Consider the following 17,713-nt stretch of genomic DNA (forward strand, 5'->3'; position numbering starts at 1 on the left):
CTAGACCCGCGCGCTACGTTGCCGCAGCATCAGCCAGATCAGCGACCCGCCTGCCAGCACCAGAAACGGGATCATCGCGATGTTGACGGCGGCCCAGCCTTCGACAGGGTTGCCGCCGGAGCAGTTCATCAGCCCGCCGCTTGACAGCGACGCAAAGGTCACCCCGCCAAACACCAGCAGATCGTTCAGCCCCTGCATCCGCCCACGTTCGTGGGGCTCGTGCGCACCGGCCAGCATGGATGTCGCGCCGATAAAACCAAAATTCCAACCGATGCCAAGCAGGATCAGCGCGATGTAGAAGTTGTTCAGATCAACCCCTTGCAGCGCGACCACACCGGCCCCCGCAAGGATCGCGATGCCAAGGCCAAGGATCTTCTCGACCCCGAATTTCGCGATCAGGTGGCCGGTGAAAAATGACGGCGCATACATGGCAAGCACGTGGCCGGTCACCACGTGGGATGCATCGACGATGTCATAGCCGCAGCCCACAACCGCCAGCGGGGTCGATGTCATCACGAGGTTCATCAGCGCATAGGACACCATCCCGCAGATCACTGCGACGGCGATGCGCGGGGTTTTCAAAAGCTCCATCCGGCTGCGGCCCTTGGGGGCATCCACGGCAGGCACGGGTGGTTTGGGGATGTTGAGAAAGGCGAAAAGCACCATGCCCACAGCGTTCAGCGCAATCGCGGCCAGATAGACCGGATAAAAGCGCATGACGGTCGCGTCACCGTTCGCGCCGGTCAGAAAGCCCACCAGCTGCGGCCCGATGATGGCCGAGATCAACCCGCCCGCCATGACATAGGAAATCGCTTTGGGCCGGTACGCGTCAGAGGCGGTGTCCGTGGCGGCGAAGCGGAAAAAGCCTTGGGAGCTCATGTAGATGCCGATCAGATAACTGCCCAGCAGGAAGATCATGAAGCTTTGCACCGTCAGCGCATATGCGCAAAGTGCGGCCCCCGTCATACCGCCAACCGCGCCCGTAACGAATCCTGCACGGCGGCCAAAGCGCTGCATCACAGTGGACAGCCAAGGTGCCGTGGTCATCGACCCGAACACGATCATCGAGATCGGCAGCGTGGCAAGGCAGACATTGGGCGACAGCTGCTGCCCCGCCAATCCGCCAACGACAAAATACATCGGCATCTGGCTGCCAAGAAAGGCCTGCGCGGTCACCAGCACGGCAACGTTGCGCTTGGCGCGGGTGTCATCAATCACTGTCATGGTGAATGCGTAGACCGGGCTTTGGGGTGCTGCAAGGGCCTTGCGTCCGACGGCGGGCTCGTCGATGGTCGCGCCATGAACCAGAGCCCGAATATCCTGCTGATCGCAGGCAGCGCTGAGGCGCATGAGATTGCTACTGCCATGGCGGCGGCGGGCGTGTCTGCACGGGCGGTATTGCGACGGGCGGAGCGGAGCTTTGGCCCGCTGGCCGTACCTTCTGAAATCTGGTCACCGCGCGATGTCGATGAGGTTGAGGCCTATCTTCGCGTGCATAAATTTACCGCCGTTCTGGACGCGGGGCACGGGTTTGACGCTGATATATCCCAGATCGCTTTCGGCGCAGCGGCACAGCTGAACCTGCCCTATGTGCGAATAGTGCGGCCCATGTGGGATATCACCGCGCCAGCGGAGCGGGCTGCGTCAGTGGCCGAGGCCGCGCTGATGATCCGATCCAAGGCGCGCGTCTTTGCCGCGACCGGGCGGGGGACGTTAGACCAGTATCACCCTTTCTCAGGTGCGCGGCTGTATCTGCGTCAAACCAACGCACAGGCGCGATCCGCGCTGCCACCCTTTGCCGAAGCCGTCTTTGGTCAGCCGCCGTTTACGCGGGCAGCCGAAGCAGAATTGTTTCGCCGATTGCAGATCGACACGCTGGTCTTGCGCAATGTCGGAGGCGCGCCAAGCCGCCCTAAACTGGATGCGGCGCTTGACCTTGGGATGCGGGTGATCGCCATTGATCGCCCGCCACCGCCCGCAGGCGCTCAAACGCTGGATGGGGCAGAGGCGGGGTTGCGGTGGATTGAAACCTTGCCACGAAAGGGGGTGGGCCTATGAGTACTGGCCCGATTATTACCTGCGACGCTGATGTCGTCGAAGGTGCCGCGTGGCTGGCAGCCCATGTGTCGCAGTTTGCCATCGCATTGGACGCGACCGGCCCCTTGCCGTTGCGGTTGCGGGCGGACGGGTTTGACGCGCTGATCGGGGCGATCATCAGCCAGCAAGTCTCTGTCGCGTCGGCAAATGCAATGCGTGCCAAGATGGACGCGGCGGGGTTGACCCATGAGGCGGCGATTATCGCCGCGGGTGAGGAGGGCTTGCGCGCGGCGGGGCTGAGCCGCCAGAAAATCCGATATGCGTTGGCGTTGGCCGAGGCCGGGATCGACTATACTGCTTTACGGGACGCACCCGATGCCGTGGTGATTGACACGCTGACGGCGGTGCCCGGTGTCGGACTGTGGACGGCGCAGATCTATGCGATGTTTTCACTGGGCCGCGCCGATATCCTGCCGCAGGGCGATCTGGCCTTGCAAGAGGCGGCGAAAATCCTGTTTGATCTGCCTCAGCGACCAAAGCCGAAACAGCTTGCATCGATGGCGCAGGACTGGTCGCCATGGCGATCGGTTGCAGCCCGCATCCTGTTTTCGTACTACCGCGTGGCAAAACAACGGGAAGGGATTTCATGACACGAGTACTAAACGCAGAGCGCCGCGAACCGGTCTCGGGGGAAACGCGGTCTGCCGTCGTGTTCCTGCACGGTTATGGTGCGAATGGCGCCGATCTACTGGGGCTTGCCGACCCGTTGGGTGAACATCTGCCCGATACACTGTTCGTGGCCCCCGATGCGCCCGAAGCCTGCGCCGGTGCGCCCATGGGGTTCCAGTGGTTCCCGATCCCGTGGATCGACAATTCGTCGGAGGAAGAAGCCGAGCGCGGCATGACGCAGGCAGTCGATGACCTGAATGCCTTTCTCGACGCGCTGATGGTGGACGAAGACCTGCTGCCGGAACAGGTTGTGCTGTTTGGCTTTTCCCAAGGGACGATGATGGCGCTTCATGTCGCACCGCGGCGCGAAGACGCGGTGGCCGGTGTTGTGGCGTTCTCGGGCCGCTTGCTGTCACCAGAAAGCCTGAAAGATGAAATCGTCGTACGCCCTCCTGTGCTTCTGGTGCATGGGGATGCCGATGATGTCGTCCCGCCGCAGTCCTTGCCCCAAGCCGCAGAGACGCTGCAAGAAGCCGGCTGGACCGATGTCTTTGCCCATATCATGAAGGGCACAGGCCACGGGATCGCCCCCGATGGGCTGAGCGTGGCGCTTGCCTTTATGCGCGACAAACTGGGTCTTTGACCTGTCCCCTGCGGCGGCCTTGGCTGTGCGCAGGGGGACCCCCGCGACGCAAGCCCCTTGCCGTCACATGCCTGTTACGTAATCGCCCTAATCCTTCTGCGACATCTTGTAGCCGTTTGCGACTTGTCAGACGCAAACCACGAGATATAGTCGAAAGCATCAGCGGGGCTGTCTCGCTGGACCGGACGCGGAACGGCAAGGGGCGATCGAACAATGGACGGCGACTTTAGAACTGAATTTACGCGAAGCCCGGCAGGGCTGAAAAATAAACCGGCCCTTGTGCTGAATGCGGATTATAGACCTTTGTCTTATTACCCGCTGTCGCTTTGGCCTTGGCAAGAAGCCGTCAAAGCCAAATGGCTAGACCGGGTGGATATCGTCGCCGAGTATGACGATTATGTTCACAGCCCGTCGATGCAAATTCGCATCCCGTCGGTGGTCGTTCTCAAAGATTATGTCAAACCTCAAAAGCGCGTGGCCTTCACGCGCTTTAATTTATTTCTGAGGGATGAATTTTGCTGCCAGTACTGCGGCGCGCGCGGGGATCTGACCTTTGATCACGTGGTGCCACGCGCGGCAGGCGGGATCACCAGCTGGCAAAATGTCGTGGCGGCCTGTAGCCCCTGTAATCTGAAAAAAGGGTCCAGAGCGCTGCATCAGACCGGGTTCCAGCTGCGCAAACCACCGCGCCAGCCGCAGGCCGAAGACCTCCGGAATATGGGCCGTAAATTCCCGCCTAATCACCTGCACGAAAGCTGGATGGATTTTCTGTATTGGGACGCTGAGCTCCAAGCCTGAGGCGTAGAAACCTCGGTCTTCACGACTATCAAGATTTGAACGCGTCCGTAGGGGGGGCGGATGGAGCTATCTGACAAATGCTCTAATTAATAAATAAGAGTGATTTAATTATTGACTTGCTGTCGCTTGTTTGGGAATTCTGCGGATAAAGCTACGCAGATACCAAAGGGGGAGGTCGGTTTGCAGGACAATCAATCGCACGCCGACCGACCGACGCGCGGGTCAAACCAAAGCGGGATGCGGGCCTATAACGAAAGGCTGGTTCTGTCTTTGCTGCGCCGTAACGGACCAACACCCAAGGTCGAAGTCGCCCGCGCGACGGGGCTCTCTGCGCAAACTGTCTCGGTCATCATGCGCGCGCTCGAAGCCGATGGTATGCTGAAAAAGGGTGTGCGGGTAAAAGGCAGGGTAGGGCAGCCATCTGTTCCAATCGGGCTAGCCCCCAACGGTGCGTTCTTCCTTGGACTGAAGGTCGGGCGGCGTAGCGTAGAGCTAATCCTCATCGATTTCGCGGGGAAGGTGCTGCGCCACAGCAGCGAGGTTTATGCCCATCCGACCCCGAGCGCGGTTATGGAATTCACTGAGCGGGCGTTAAAAAAAATGCGCGCCACTCTATCCGCCCCGCAGCGCATGCGGACGGCGGGATTGGGCGTCGCGCTGCCGTTCAACATGTGGGCATGGGACGTCGCGAACCAAAGCCTCGATGCGTGGCGCGACTTCGATATCGTGGCGGCGTTGGCAAAGTTTGTTGAGGGCCCAATCTACCTATGCAACGACGCTTCGGCGGCCTGCGGGGCGGAGCTGGTATTCGGTGCTCACGATAAACCGCGCGAGTTCCTTTACTTTTATATCGGTTATTTTGTCGGCGGTGGACTGGTGCTCGACAACAAGCTTTATATCGGCAAAAGCGGTGACGCAGGGGCGCTTGGCTCCATGCCGCTCGCGGGTTCGGGTACATCCGGACAGCAGCTCGTTGATGTCGCGTCTCTTTCCACGCTGGAGGCGATGCTGCATGATGCTGGCCAGAGCCACAGCCATGGCTGGAACGATCCGGCGGCGTGGCAGTTCCCACGAGACATTCGGGATAGTTGGCTGGATGCGGCCGCCAAGGCATTGGCACAGGCGATCCGTGCCGCGACCTGTCTGATCGATTTCGACACCGTGATGATCGATGGCTCGCTGCCCGAAGATACCCGCGCCGACCTGGTTATGCGGACCCGGCGCGCGCTCGAGCTCCAGCCGTTGCCCGGTGTGAATATCCCCGAAGTGCGCGAAGGTACCATCGGTGCTGACGCGCGTGCGCTTGGTGCGGCGAGCCTACCGCTCTCGGACCGTTTCCTCGTCGACCGCGACGCATTTTTGAAAGGTTAACAGATGATCCTTTGCTGCGGAGAAGCTCTGATCGATATGATCCCGACACCAACCAATGCTGGTCCTGACGGTTTCGTGCCGCATGCGGGCGGGGCGGTCTTTAATACAGCCATCGCTTTGGGGCGGCTCGGGGCGCAGGTGGGGATGCTCTCGGGTCTATCTTCCGATAGGTTCGGGCAGCAATTGGTCAATGGCCTTAAGGAGAGCCATGTAGATGTGTCGCATCTTATTGTCTCTGACCGCCCGACGACGCTTGCGTTTGTACGGCTGATCGGCGGCCACGCGACCTATGATTTCTATGATGAAAACTCTGCCGGGCGCATGATCACGGCGGACGACCTTCCCGCGCTTTCGGATGAGGTTTCGGCGCTCTATTTCGGCGGGATCAGCTTGGCGTGCGAGCCGGGGGCAGATACCTACGCCGCGCTGCTGGCGCGCAATGCCGACGGGCGTGGGGTGATGATCGACCCCAATATCCGCCCCGGTTTCATCAAGGATATAGCGCGTTACCGCGCGCGGCTCGATCATATGCTGGCGCTGGCGGACATTGTGAAAGTCTCGGACGAGGATCTTAACTGGATCAACCCCGCGCCGCTCGCGCTCCGAGATAAGGTGGCAGATCTTCTGAATAACGGACCGTCGGTCGTCATTCTTACACGCGGAAGCGAGGGGGCCACAGGCTATTTGGCGGATGGCGCAGAAGTGCAAGTGCCCGCTTTGAAAACAGAAGTTGTCGATACGGTCGGGGCCGGGGATACGTTCAACGCAGGCGTTCTGGCGAAAATGTCAGAGCTTGGGCAGCTGCACAAAGACGCCCTCAGACGCATCACGCCCGAGGTGCTGGCAGAGGCATTGGCCTATGGCGCGCAGGTCGCCGCGGTGACTGTTTCGCGTGCCGGTGCCAATCCGCCGTGGATCGAAGAGATGAGACAGGGGCCGCAATGACCTCTCGCGCCCGCTCAGGTATCAGGCGTCGCGATTAAACAGTTTAACCGCGCATCGCCGTAGGGGCGGTGTCGGCAATCCCACTATCGCGGCGTTTCTGCGCCAAGGCTCAGCGCTCTTGCGGTCCGGGCGAACCTTTCCCTATATTGACTAGAGTTTACGCGCGCAGCGTTTTGTTAAGCGAGGGTCAAGATGGGTGAGAAAAGAATCCGTAACATGGAGGAATTTGCCGCCGTCAGTGGGATTTCCCGGCCCACGCTGTCAAAGTATTTCAACGACCCTGACAGTGTAAGGCGCACCACCCGCGAACGGATCGAAGCGGCGCTTAGCCAGTATGACTACCGGCCGAATGTCTATGCGGTAAACCAAAATCGCCGCAAGACGCGCAACATCGGCATTGTCGTGCCCAACCTCGCTGACCCTTTCTTTTCCGAGATCGGGCGCGAGGTGGAACTTGCCTGTATGGCAGCGGGCTATAGCCCCATATTGCTCAGCTCGCACGGCAACCCCGCACAGGAGCGGGTTAATCTTGAATCCCTGAGGGCCCTTAAACCGGCGGGCGTTTTGCTGGCACCGTTTGGCAAAGCCTCTGACAGGGCCGATATTGAACGCTTTAGCAAAGACGTCCCCGTTGTGACCTTTGATGCAAATATCGAAGGGGTCTGCGAGGCGTTCGTCGGAACCGACAATTTTCAATGTGTCGATCTGATGGTTGAATACCTGTGTCGCAGCGGCGAGCCACCGTGTTTTTTCGAGATGAAGACCCCAAGCAATCCCAACGCCAACAAACGTCGTCAGGCCTATCTGGAGGCAATGGCGCGTCACGGGTTTGCGCCACATATCCATCAGGTGCCTGGCGAGGGATGGAAGTTTGAGGAAATTGGCGCCACCGAAGGCGGTAAACTGATGGCCGCGGGGGCGTTCGAGACGGATACGGTGCTATGCTCGAACGACCGACTGGCCATAGGGATGCTGTCGGCAGCCTACGAACTGGGGATGCAGGTTGGTCACGGCAAGGGCTGTGTCCTGCGGATCGCAGGGCAGGATGACCACCCGTTTTCGCGATACACATGCCCGCCGCTCACCACCATCGCACAGGATTATGGCGCCATCGCGAATCGTGCAGCCAGCACCTTGTTCGGTATCATCGAAAACGAAACCCGGCTGACCGAACGCGAAGAGACGTTGTTTGAGGGAACGCTGGTCATGCGGGCGTCGGCGTAAGTCGTTGTGTTCTCAGGTTGCCTGAAAAATAATTAACGCGCGTAAAATTTAAGTTGACTGCGCGTTGTATCACTGGCTACTCTCGCTTCATCATCTATAGAGGGAGGAACTATTGATGGTCTGCAAGAACTCACTGTATGCTGCTACGGCCTTGTCCCTGATCATGGGCGGGGGTGCGTTTGCTGAAACGATCACCATCGCCACCGTGAACAATGGCGACATGATCCGTATGCAAGGCTACACCGACAAATTCACCGAAGAGACCGGCCACGAAGTGGAATGGGTCACCTTGGAAGAGAACGTGCTGCGCCAGCGCGTCACCACTGACATCTCGACCAAGGGCGGCTCTTTCGACATCATGACCATCGGCATGTATGAAACGCCGATCTGGGGTGCGAACGGCTGGCTTGTACCGCTGGATGACCTCAGCGAAGACTATGACGCAGACGATATCCTTCCTGCTATGGCAGGTGGCCTGAGCCACGAGGGCACGCTTTACGCTGCACCTTTCTATGGCGAAAGCTCCATGATCATGTACCGCACGGACCTGATGGAGAAAGCCGGCATGGAAATGCCGAAAGACCCCACTTGGGAATTCATCCGCGAAGCCGCGGCTGCGATGACCGACCGCGAAAACGACATCAACGGCATCTGCCTGCGCGGCAAAGCCGGTTGGGGCGAGGGCGGCGCGTTTATCACAGCGATGTCGAATTCCTTTGGTGCGCGCTGGTTCGACGAGGACTGGAACGCCCAGTTCGATACCGAGGCATGGGCCAACACGATCAACTTCTACAAAGACCTGATGGATGAGAGCGGCCCTGCGGGCTATGCCTCCAACGGCTTTAACGAAAACCTTTCGATGTTCCAGCAAGGCAAATGCGGCATGTGGATCGACGCCACAGTGGCGGCGTCCTTCGTGACCAACGGTGAAGATTCCACCGTGGCCGACAAGGTTGGTTTTGCGCTGGCACCGGACACGGGCCTTGGCAAACGCTCCAACTGGCTCTGGGCATGGGCGCTGGCGATCCCGGCGGGCACTCAAAAAGAAGATGCCGCGAAAGAGTTCATCGAATGGGCCACCTCCAAAGACTACATCGATCTGGTTGCCGAGAACGAAGGCTGGGCAAACGTTCCTCCCGGCGCACGCAAGTCGCTTTATGAGAACCCAGAGTATCAAAAAGTGCCTTTTGCTCAGATGACGCTCGACTCGATCCTGTCGGCTGATCCGCAGAACTCCACGGTTGATCCGACGCCTTACGTCGGTGTTCAGTTCGCCGCGATCCCCGAATTTGCAGGCATCGCGACCGACGTAAGTCAAGAGTTCTCTGCCGCCTATGCCGGTCAGCAGACCGTCGAAGAGGCGCTCGAGAAGGCGCAAGCGCTGACCAACGACGCAATGGAAGCCGCCGGCTACCGCTAAGCCGCCGCTTCACCGGTATTAAGGGCGGCGGACCCCGCCGCCCTTTTCCACCCCACCACCTCATATGATACCCTTCACCTAAACGCGGCATCCGCCGCCAGCAGAGGAGATGTGCCAGATGGCGACCCAACATTCCCGATCAGCGGCACGTCTGATGATGGCCCCTGCGGTGGTCTTGCTCCTTGGATGGATGCTTATTCCGCTGACCATGACGCTTTACTTTTCGTTCAAGAAATACCTGCCCATGCGCGGCGGTGATCTGGGCTGGGTAGGGTTCGACAACTATGTGCGCTTCATCACATCCAGCGCCTTCTGGCCCTCGGTGGTGACCACGCTCATTATTGTCTGCAGTGTTTTGGCGATTACTGTGGGCTTGGGTATTTTGCTCGCCATCCTTCTGAACCAGCCGATGTGGGGGCAGGGTTTTGTCCGCATCCTTGTGATCGCACCCTTTTTCGTCATGCCGACCGTCTCGGCTCTGGTGTGGAAGAACATGTTCATGGACCCGAACTACGGGCTCTTTGCCTACCTTTGGGAATTCTTCGGTGCGACACCGGTGCAATGGATGAGCCAAGCCTCGCTGACCTCGATTGTCATCATCGTGTCTTGGCAATGGCTGCCTTTTGCGACGCTGATTCTGCTGACGGCAATTCAATCGCTCGACCGCGAGCAGTTGGACGCCGCCGAGATGGACGGCGCCCCCGCGACCAAGCGTTTCGCTTATATTACACTCCCGCATCTGGGCCGCGCGACCACCGTGGTGATCCTGATCCAGACGATCTTTTTACTGTCGATCTTTGCGGAAATCTTTGTGACCACGGGCGGTGCCTTTGGGACCAAAACGCTGACCTATCTCATCTACCAGCGGGTGCTGGAAAGCCAAAACATCGGCCTCGGATCTGCGGGCGGTGTCTATGCAATCATTCTTGCCAATATCGTTGCCATCTTCTTGATGCGCATCGTCGGCAAGAACCTGGACGCCTGAGGAGGAGATATCATGGCACGCGCAATCACCCAGAACCGCAAGATCTTCAACACCGCCCTCGCTTGGGGCATCGGTTTCCTGATCTTCTTTCCCATCCTTTGGACCATCCTCACCAGCTTCAAGACCGAGGCGCAGGCGATTGCCGATCCGCCGATCTTTCTCGGCTTTGATTGGACACTGGCCAACTACCAAGCGGTTCTGGAGCGGTCCAACTACGGGCGCTTCTTGTGGAACTCTATCATCATTGCGGGCGGCTCTACCGTCCTTGGTATCTTGATCGCTGTACCTGCCGCATGGTCGATGGCCTTTGTGCCTGGCAAGCGCACCAAAGACATTCTGCTTTGGATGCTGTCGACCAAGATGCTGCCTGCGGTAGGTGTGCTTTATCCGATCTATCTGCTTTGCATCGAGTTCGGCGTGCTCGACAGCAAGATCGCACTGGTCATCATTCTGATGCTTATCAACCTGCCGATTATCGTCTGGATGCTTTACACTTACTTCCGCGAAATCCCCGGCGAGATCCTAGAAGCCGCACGGATGGATGGGGCGAGCTTGCGCGAAGAGGTGCTTTATGTGCTCACGCCGATGGCGATCCCGGGCATTGCCTCCACCTTGCTGTTGAACTTTATCCTCGCGTGGAACGAAGCCTTCTGGACGCTTAACCTCACCGCGGCCAAGGCCGCTCCGCTCACCGCCTTCATCGCGAGCTACTCCAGCCCCGAAGGCCTTTTCTATGCCAAACTCAGCGCGGCCTCCACGATGGCAATTGCGCCAATCCTCATCCTCGGCTGGTTCAGCCAAAAGCAGCTTGTCAGCGGCCTGACATTCGGCGCGGTCAAGTAAGTAAGGGACAGTCACATGGGACAAATCAGACTTAATCAGGTTTCCAAAAGTTTCGGCGACGTGCGGGTTATTCCGCCTCTGGATCTAACCATCGAAGACGGCGAATTTACCGTCTTTGTCGGCCCTTCGGGCTGCGGGAAATCGACGTTGCTGCGGCTCATTGCAGGGCTAGAGGATATCACATCCGGCCATATCGATATCGACGGCATGGATGCGACCCATGTGCCGCCCGCCAAGCGCGGACTGGCGATGGTGTTCCAATCCTACGCACTTTATCCGCATATGTCGGTGCGCAAGAACATCGCCTTTCCGATGAAGATGGCCGGTCTGCCTGCGGATGAGCAGAAGCGCCGGATCGAAGCCGCTGCCAATGCGCTTAATCTGACCGACTATCTGGACCGTCGGCCGGGGCAGCTTTCGGGCGGGCAGCGCCAGCGTGTCGCCATTGGGCGTGCCATCGTGCGCGAACCTTCGGCCTTCCTATTTGACGAGCCGCTGTCGAACCTCGACGCCGCGCTGCGGGTGGGGATGCGTCTGGAAATCAGCGAGCTGCACAAGCGGCTGGCCACGACGATGATCTACGTCACCCACGATCAGGTCGAAGCGATGACAATGGCCGACAAGATCGTCGTGCTGCGCGCAGGCTATATCGAACAGGTCGGCAGCCCGCTTGAGCTGTACTATAAGCCGCGCAATGAATTCGTCGCGGGCTTCATCGGATCGCCTAAAATGAACCTCATCAAAGGTGCCGAAGCCGAAGCGCGCGGCGCGCCCACCATCGGCATCCGGCCCGAACATCTTGACGTATCCACCACCGCAGGCGCTTGGGAAGGCACCATCGGAGTGGCCGAGCATTTGGGCTCTGACACCTTCTTGCACGTCCACGGGGCCGCGGGCTCGGAACCGATGACTGTGCGCGTCGACGGCGAGTTGCCGGTGAAACACGGGGACCGGATTTACCTGACACCACAGGCTGACAAGCTGCACCGTTTCGATGCGCAGGGCCTAAGGGTCGAGTGATGCAATCAGCAGGAATGACAGGTTGGACCCCGCGCCGTGTTTCTGGCGCGCGATCCGACAAGGATGTGGATCATGGATAAGTTGGTAGACCTCTCAAATGCGACGCTCGGCGATCTTGATATCGTCCGGCCCACCTATGATCGCAGCGCGCTGACGCCTGGCATTGTCCATATCGGCGTCGGCAACTTCCACCGTGCCCATCAGGCGTGGTATCTACACAGGTTGATGCAGATCGGTCAGGCGCATGATTGGGCGATCCTTGGTGCGGGCGTGCGTCCCTATGATGCGGCCATGCGTGAAAAGCTTCTGGCGCAGGATTGCCTGACAACGCTGATTGAACTCGACCCTGCGCAAACCTCGGCAGAGGTTGTAGGATCGATGATCGATTACCTCCCGATCGAGGACGGCAACGGTGCGCTTATCCGGGCTATGGCCGATCCGGCTATTCGCATCGTCGGACTGACGGTGACCGAAAGCGGCTATTACATTGATCCGGTGAGCAAGGGGTTCGACGCGTCCCATACCGATATCGTCCATGACGCTGCGAACCCTGAAACCCCGCGCACGGCCTTTGGGGCCATTGTCGCCGCACTCTGTCTGCGGCGCGGTGCGGGGCAGGGGCCGTTCACGGGGCTGAGTTGCGACAACCTGCAAGGCAACGGCGATATCCTACGACAAACCGTCGTGTCCCTTGCACGGATGTCGGACCCGTCGCTGGCTGATTGGATTGACGCGAACGCCAGTTTCCCCAACTCCATGGTCGATTGCATCGCCCCGGCCACCGGCCCTGCCGAGATTGCGCAGGCGCGGGAGTTCGGCGTGAACGACGCGGCTCCGGTGACGCATGAAGCTTTCCGCCAATGGGTGATCGAAGACGATTTTTGCGCAGGCCGCCCCGATTGGGACAAGGTGGGCGCAACCTTTTCGGACGACGTCCATGCTTATGAGAAAATGAAGATCCGCATTCTCAACGCGGGCCATCAGATTTTGGCGAATGTTGGTGAAGTACTGGGGATCGAGACGATCTCTGGCTGTATGACACATCCAGCGATCCGCGCGATGTTCCACCGTGTGCAGGCTGACGAGATCACACAGACAGTTGCCCCTGTGCCCGGCATGATGCCGCTGACATATCTGGAGTTGATTGAGCAGCGCTTCTCTAATCCGCGCATTGTCGACACCACCCGCCGCGTCGCTTTCGACGGATCGGCGCGGCACGCAGGTTTCGTTCTTCCGATCCTACGCGATCAATTGGCCGCAGGTCGGTCGGTTGCCGGTCTGGCCTTGGTCGAAGCATTCTGGGCCCGAATGTGCGCAGGCACGCGGGAAGACGGCAGCGAGATCGTGCCAAACGATCCGATTTGGGACGCATTGCGCCCTGTTGCCGAAGCTGCGCGTACGCGCCCTGCGGCGTGGCTGGAGCAAGCGCGTCCCTACGGTGATCTGGCGCAGGCCGAGGACTTTAGCGCTGCGTTTTCCGATTGGCTTTCATTGATATGGGCAGAGGGGGCTGTCGCCGCGATGAACACCTATACATCGGCCGACAACCAAGATGGACGGGTTCAACCTGACAGGCCTCAAAGATCGAGGTCGACCCACACCGGCACGTGATCTGACGGTTTCTCACGTCCGCGCACATCCTTGTCGATCTGGCAATCGCGCAGACTGTCGGCGATGGCGGGGCTCAGCAAGAAATGATCAATGCGGATGCCGTTGTTGCGGTTCCACGCACCTGCTTGATAATCCCAAAAGCTGTAGTGCCCCGGCCCTTGGGTCCGCGCACGAAAGGCCTCTGTCAGGCCAAGCGCCAGCAAGCGTCGCCATGCGGCACGGGATTCCGGGCGAAACAACGCATCTTCGCGCCATGCGTCCGGCGTGGCCGCATCTTCGGCCTGCGGAATAATGTTGAAATCGCCGGTCAGCAAAAACGGGGTTTCTTCGGCCAGCAGCGCACGGGCACGGTCTTCTAGGCGCTGCATCCAGGCCAGTTTATAATCATATTTCGGGCCCGGCGCAGGGTTGCCATTGGGCAGATACAGCCCGCACAGCCGGACAGATGAATGATCCCCCACAACGGTCGCCTCGATATAGCGGGCCTGGTCGTCGCTGTCGTCACCGGGAAGGCCACGGGTCACATCCTCAAGCGCCAGCTTTGACAGGATTGCGACGCCGTTAAACGATTTCTGACCGTGGGTTTCGACGTTATAGCCGCGGTCCTCAAAAAGTTCGCGCGGGAAACCTTCATCGACGGATTTTATTTCTTGCAGGATGGCGACATCAGGCTGCGCTTCGTCCAGCCATTGGGGCAGGGCATCGATCCGCGCTTTGATTCCGTTGATGTTGAACGTGGCGATTTTCATGACAGCCCCCCTTTATTGGTTCGCGCAGCTATCGCGCATACCGCGATATGGGGCAAGGGGGCTGCGCCGGCTTGGCCGGTTTCCGCACGCGATTCGGGTGTAGAGCACGCGTTTATCCAAAGGGGGTAGCGTCGTGGCAGGGGCGTGCAGGATAGGTCTTTAAAGTTGTCTCTAATGTGGAGAAGCCCACGTCGGTTCGCAATTTCAATGGGATCAACAACGTGCCGCATGTGAATGAATTACATCATTAAAATTCGATCTTTTTGACGGCTAGGTTCACGCTGCGCTGTGGTGATTGATGAGGGACGTGCAGCCTCAGGTTTAGCTACCGATTTCAAAAACCACCTAAAAGGAAGAAAATATGACCGCAATTGCCTACGCCGAAAACACCCTTCCCTCCAGTCGTGCTGCTGATGCATCGATGCAGCTGGGGGGAGGCACCGGCCTCTATACCACCGGCTTAATTCGTACCGGACGCGACCCGCATTGTGGTCACGGGACCGGATTGTTCACCACCGGATTGCAGTCAGAGCTACAGGCAGACCCCATGGCGACCAGGGGGATTAGCGGTCTGTTTACCGCTGGCTGATACTCCCGTGTCACCCTGCGCCAGAAACGGCGCAGGGGTAACCAACGAAAAGGGAGTTCTATGTCTAACGTTGTGACACTTTCGTCCGTTCGCGCCCGCGGTATTGCTGCGAAACACGCCGATATAGCAGCGATCAGCCGCATGTTTGCACAGCAGCGCCGTCGTGCTGGCGATGTGTTCTGGCTAAAGGAAAACGCCGAATGGCTTGGGGTGTTGGCAAGCTCGAATATGCCAGCGTCGTCGGGTGCCTTGATGCCCTACGCATCCTTTTACGATCAACTGGAGGAAACGATCCGCTTTTTCCCGCAGTATTACCGTTTTTTCCTGTCGCTGGCCCTCGATCTCGAGGATCTTGGCATGCCCGGAGAGACAGGGCTGCGATTGTCGCACTGGGTCTCGCGTATGCGCTTGGTCGATGGGGAACTATCCGATCTGCAACGCGCCGAGGCAGAGCGGTTGATCGCACGGCGGATGCCCGTCACCCGAGACGAAACCCTGCACGCGCGATTGCGCGGCTTTTTTCTGAGATCAGAAAACTTTGTGTTGCCGAATAAAAAGGCATCTTACGATCTCGCGCATATTGTTTTCTACCTGTCCGATTATGGGCAACGCGATCCGGCGCTGCCTCTGGCGGCAATTGAAAGCCTGACCTTCGCCAGCATTTTGGCCTATCTGGATCAGGATATGGATTTGTTGGCAGAGCTCTGTGCTGCTTTAAGATTGGCCGGCTCGCCTGCACCCGTATTATGGGAAGACGCTGTCCGTACTGCCGCAAACGCCTGCCAGATCGTGCCGCACCACGGGGAGGGGGCGGGCGACGGGTATCATATTTATTTGATGGCCGGCTGGCTGTCGCAGATGGCAGGGGCACCGGCGTTCAGCCAAGCGGTGCCACAGGGTCCGGTCTCCATCCGCTACGCGCCACCAGAGGGTGCGCTATTGGGGCTATCCGAAGCTCTTTTCAAAATGGGAGACACGCGGCAATCAGATTGGGCGCGTATGCGTGGGAGGATAATGGCGTCGCTTGCCCCCTCGGCACAAAATATCTTGGCACAGGCAGAGGCGTCCTGCCCGCAGTTCGACGCGTTCTTCGCCCGCTTCGCCCGGGCACCTGTCAAAATGGGGGAAGGTTCGGCACGCGTGCAGCTTTAAAGCGGCCGCATGCTGGCATGAGGCCAGCCTCCGGCGGGAGTTTATTGGGCAAAATGAAACGGGCTGAGTGTTAAATTGAGAAGGACGTGCCGCAGCCGCAAGCGCTGGTCGCGTTAGGGTTTTCAATCACGAAACGCGCGCCGATCAGTTCTTCGGAGAAGTCGATGACAGCATTGGCAAGGAAGGGCAGCGAAATGCTGTCGACCACGACTTTTTGGCCGGCACCTTCCAGGATCAGGTCGTCGTCCTTGGGGGCATCGAGCGCGATGTCGTACTGAAAGCCGGAGCAACCGCCGCCTTCTACGGCGACGCGCAGGGCTTTGCCCTCGGCTGCGGCACCGATTTCGGCAAGGCGGTCAAAGGCGCGCGGGGTGACTTGGGGGGGCAGGTTCATTTTTCGGGCTCCGGGGTGATCGGTTTCCATCTGTCTTGTCATACAATATAGAAACCCTCAGGACAGGCCACAAGGACCACCGACTATGCGCGCTTCTTTTGCTTCTGATCCGGCACTGACCCGGGGACGGTTAATACCGGAAGAGGAAAGCACCTTTCGTTCCTGCTTTCAGCGGGACCGCGACCGGATTATTCACGCCAGCGCCTTTCGGCGGCTCAAGCATAAGACCCAAGTGTTCATCGAACATGAAGGCGATTATTACCGCACACGGCTGACCCATTCGATCGAGGTGGCGCAGGTGGCGCGCACGATTGCCGGTGCCTTGGGTCTGAACGCAGAGCTGACGGAGGCTGTCGCGCTGGCGCATGATCTGGGGCATCCGCCTTTTGGTCACACCGGCGAAGATGCGCTGGAGACGTTGATGGCCCCCTTTGGCGGGTTTGATCACAACGCACAGGCCATTCGAATCGTCACCCATCTTGAACGGCACTATGCGGAATTCGACGGGTTGAACCTGACGTGGGAAACACTGGAGGGGCTGGCGAAACACAACGGGCCGGTGACAGGAGTCCTGCCGTGGGCTCTAGCGGCTTATGGGCGGCAGCATGATCTTGAGCTGGATACATTTGCCAGTGCCGAAGCACAGGTGGCGGCGATTGCCGACGACGTGGCCTACAACCACCACGATCTGCATGACGGGCTGCGCGCGGAGCTGTTTTCGACGGATGAACTGGCCGAGCTTCCGATCCTCAAGGACAACTTTGCCGAGGTGGACCGGCTTTATCCCGGTTTGAACTACTACCGGCGTCGCCACGAGGCGTTGCGCCGGTTCTTTGGTGTGCTGGTCGAGGATGTCATTACAGTCGCGCGGACCCGTTTGGCTGAAATGAAGCCCGAAACCGCCACTGATATTCGCATGGCGGGGCGCACGCTGATCCAGTTTTCCGATCCGGTGTTCCAAGACCTCAAGGTGATCCGCGCATTTCTGTTTGACCGCATGTACCGCGCGCCGTCGGTGGTTCTTATGCGCAAGCAGGTGACGCAGGTGGTCGAGGATTTGTTTCCTTATTTTTGCGCGCATACGGATCAATTGCCCAAACAGTGGCGCAAGGACGTCGAGGACGCCGACGGCGATACGGCGCTCGCGCGGATCGTGAGCGACTATATCTCGGGGATGACAGATCGCTTTGCCCTGCAAGAGCACGAGCGGTTGATCGCTAAAGGCTGAACCGCCCTTGATTATGGGCGCATATTCAGGTGATA

At 59.1% G+C, this 17,713-nt stretch carries 18 protein-coding genes; 15 read left to right on the top strand and 3 right to left on the bottom strand.

Annotated elements, in window-relative coordinates; genetic code table 11:
* Complete coding sequence (locus BLQ98_RS12365) at window positions 1-1,224, bottom strand: MFS transporter (protein ID WP_093733623.1); 1,224 nt, start codon at window positions 1,222-1,224, stop codon at window positions 1-3.
* Between the two features lie 75 nt (window positions 1,225-1,299).
* On the opposite strand from BLQ98_RS12365, the gene BLQ98_RS12370 reads away from it, so the two are divergent.
* The 12 genes from BLQ98_RS12370 to BLQ98_RS12425 all read left to right on the top strand — a co-directional run bounded on the left by BLQ98_RS12370 (window position 1,300) and on the right by BLQ98_RS12425 (window position 13,566).
* Complete coding sequence (locus tag BLQ98_RS12370; RefSeq protein ID WP_093733624.1) at window positions 1,300-2,058, top strand: precorrin-6A/cobalt-precorrin-6A reductase; 759 nt, start codon at window positions 1,300-1,302, stop codon at window positions 2,056-2,058.
* Window positions 2,055-2,687, top strand: a complete 633-nt coding sequence (locus tag BLQ98_RS12375; protein WP_093733625.1) for a DNA-3-methyladenine glycosylase family protein — start codon at window positions 2,055-2,057, stop codon at window positions 2,685-2,687. Before BLQ98_RS12370 ends, BLQ98_RS12375 begins: the two co-directional genes overlap by 4 nt.
* On the top strand, window positions 2,684-3,349 hold the full coding sequence (locus BLQ98_RS12380) for an alpha/beta hydrolase (protein ID WP_093733626.1): 666 nt from the start codon (window positions 2,684-2,686) through the stop codon (window positions 3,347-3,349). The genes BLQ98_RS12375 and BLQ98_RS12380 overlap by 4 nt, the downstream gene beginning before the upstream one ends.
* Window positions 3,350-3,562: 213 nt before the next feature.
* Window positions 3,563-4,147 carry an HNH endonuclease gene (locus tag BLQ98_RS12385; RefSeq protein ID WP_093733627.1) on the top strand — a complete coding sequence of 195 codons (585 nt, stop codon included), beginning with the start codon at window positions 3,563-3,565 and terminating at the stop codon, window positions 4,145-4,147.
* Between the two features lie 180 nt (window positions 4,148-4,327).
* The gene (locus tag BLQ98_RS12390; RefSeq protein ID WP_335754876.1) at window positions 4,328-5,518 is read left to right on the top strand and encodes an ROK family transcriptional regulator; all 1,191 of its coding nucleotides are present in this window, start codon (window positions 4,328-4,330) and stop codon (window positions 5,516-5,518) included.
* Between the two features lie 3 nt (window positions 5,519-5,521).
* Complete coding sequence (locus tag BLQ98_RS12395; RefSeq protein WP_093733628.1) at window positions 5,522-6,463, top strand: carbohydrate kinase family protein; 942 nt, start codon at window positions 5,522-5,524, stop codon at window positions 6,461-6,463.
* A 192-nt stretch (window positions 6,464-6,655) separates the two neighbouring features.
* On the top strand, window positions 6,656-7,687 hold the full coding sequence (locus BLQ98_RS12400) for a LacI family DNA-binding transcriptional regulator (RefSeq protein WP_093733629.1): 1,032 nt from the start codon (window positions 6,656-6,658) through the stop codon (window positions 7,685-7,687).
* Between the two features lie 115 nt (window positions 7,688-7,802).
* The gene (locus BLQ98_RS12405) at window positions 7,803-9,107 is read left to right on the top strand and encodes an ABC transporter substrate-binding protein (protein ID WP_093733630.1); all 1,305 of its coding nucleotides are present in this window, start codon (window positions 7,803-7,805) and stop codon (window positions 9,105-9,107) included.
* A gap of 118 nt (window positions 9,108-9,225) precedes the next feature.
* On the top strand, window positions 9,226-10,092 hold the full coding sequence (locus BLQ98_RS12410; RefSeq protein ID WP_093733631.1) for a carbohydrate ABC transporter permease: 867 nt from the start codon (window positions 9,226-9,228) through the stop codon (window positions 10,090-10,092).
* 12 nt (window positions 10,093-10,104) lie between these two features.
* The gene (locus BLQ98_RS12415) at window positions 10,105-10,935 is read left to right on the top strand and encodes a carbohydrate ABC transporter permease (RefSeq protein ID WP_093733632.1); all 831 of its coding nucleotides are present in this window, start codon (window positions 10,105-10,107) and stop codon (window positions 10,933-10,935) included.
* Window positions 10,936-10,950: 15 nt separating this feature from the next.
* Window positions 10,951-11,955: an ABC transporter ATP-binding protein gene (locus BLQ98_RS12420; protein WP_093733633.1), complete on the top strand. Its 1,005-nt coding sequence runs from the start codon at window positions 10,951-10,953 to the stop codon at window positions 11,953-11,955.
* 72 nt (window positions 11,956-12,027) lie between these two features.
* Window positions 12,028-13,566 (top strand): mannitol dehydrogenase family protein, encoded by a 1,539-nt coding sequence (locus tag BLQ98_RS12425; RefSeq protein WP_237271547.1) that lies wholly within the window; start codon window positions 12,028-12,030, stop codon window positions 13,564-13,566.
* Here the strand turns inward: BLQ98_RS12425 and xth are convergent.
* Entirely contained in the window at window positions 13,533-14,315 is a 783-nt protein-coding gene (gene xth, locus BLQ98_RS12430; protein WP_093733634.1) for an exodeoxyribonuclease III, read from the bottom strand. The genes BLQ98_RS12425 and xth overlap by 34 nt on opposite strands.
* Before the next feature lie 361 nt (window positions 14,316-14,676).
* Here xth and BLQ98_RS12435 point away from each other — a divergent pair, with 361 nt between their 5' ends.
* Both BLQ98_RS12435 and BLQ98_RS12440 read left to right on the top strand, forming a co-directional pair.
* Window positions 14,677-14,904 carry a hypothetical protein gene (locus BLQ98_RS12435; RefSeq protein WP_093733635.1) on the top strand — a complete coding sequence of 76 codons (228 nt, stop codon included), beginning with the start codon at window positions 14,677-14,679 and terminating at the stop codon, window positions 14,902-14,904.
* Window positions 14,905-14,964: 60 nt separating this feature from the next.
* Window positions 14,965-16,056 (top strand): DUF6902 family protein, encoded by a 1,092-nt coding sequence (locus BLQ98_RS12440; protein WP_093733636.1) that lies wholly within the window; start codon window positions 14,965-14,967, stop codon window positions 16,054-16,056.
* 70 nt (window positions 16,057-16,126) lie between these two features.
* On the opposite strand, the gene BLQ98_RS12445 is transcribed toward BLQ98_RS12440, so the two are convergent.
* The gene (locus BLQ98_RS12445) at window positions 16,127-16,450 is read right to left on the bottom strand and encodes a HesB/IscA family protein (protein WP_093733678.1); all 324 of its coding nucleotides are present in this window, start codon (window positions 16,448-16,450) and stop codon (window positions 16,127-16,129) included.
* Window positions 16,451-16,535: 85 nt separating this feature from the next.
* On the opposite strand from BLQ98_RS12445, the gene BLQ98_RS12450 reads away from it, so the two are divergent.
* Complete coding sequence (locus tag BLQ98_RS12450; protein WP_093733637.1) at window positions 16,536-17,678, top strand: deoxyguanosinetriphosphate triphosphohydrolase; 1,143 nt, start codon at window positions 16,536-16,538, stop codon at window positions 17,676-17,678.
* Window positions 17,679-17,713: the final 35 nt, after the last annotated feature.

The sequence above is a fragment of the Sulfitobacter litoralis genome (genome assembly GCF_900103185.1).
Taxonomy (GTDB): Bacteria; Pseudomonadota; Alphaproteobacteria; order Rhodobacterales; family Rhodobacteraceae; genus Sulfitobacter; species Sulfitobacter litoralis.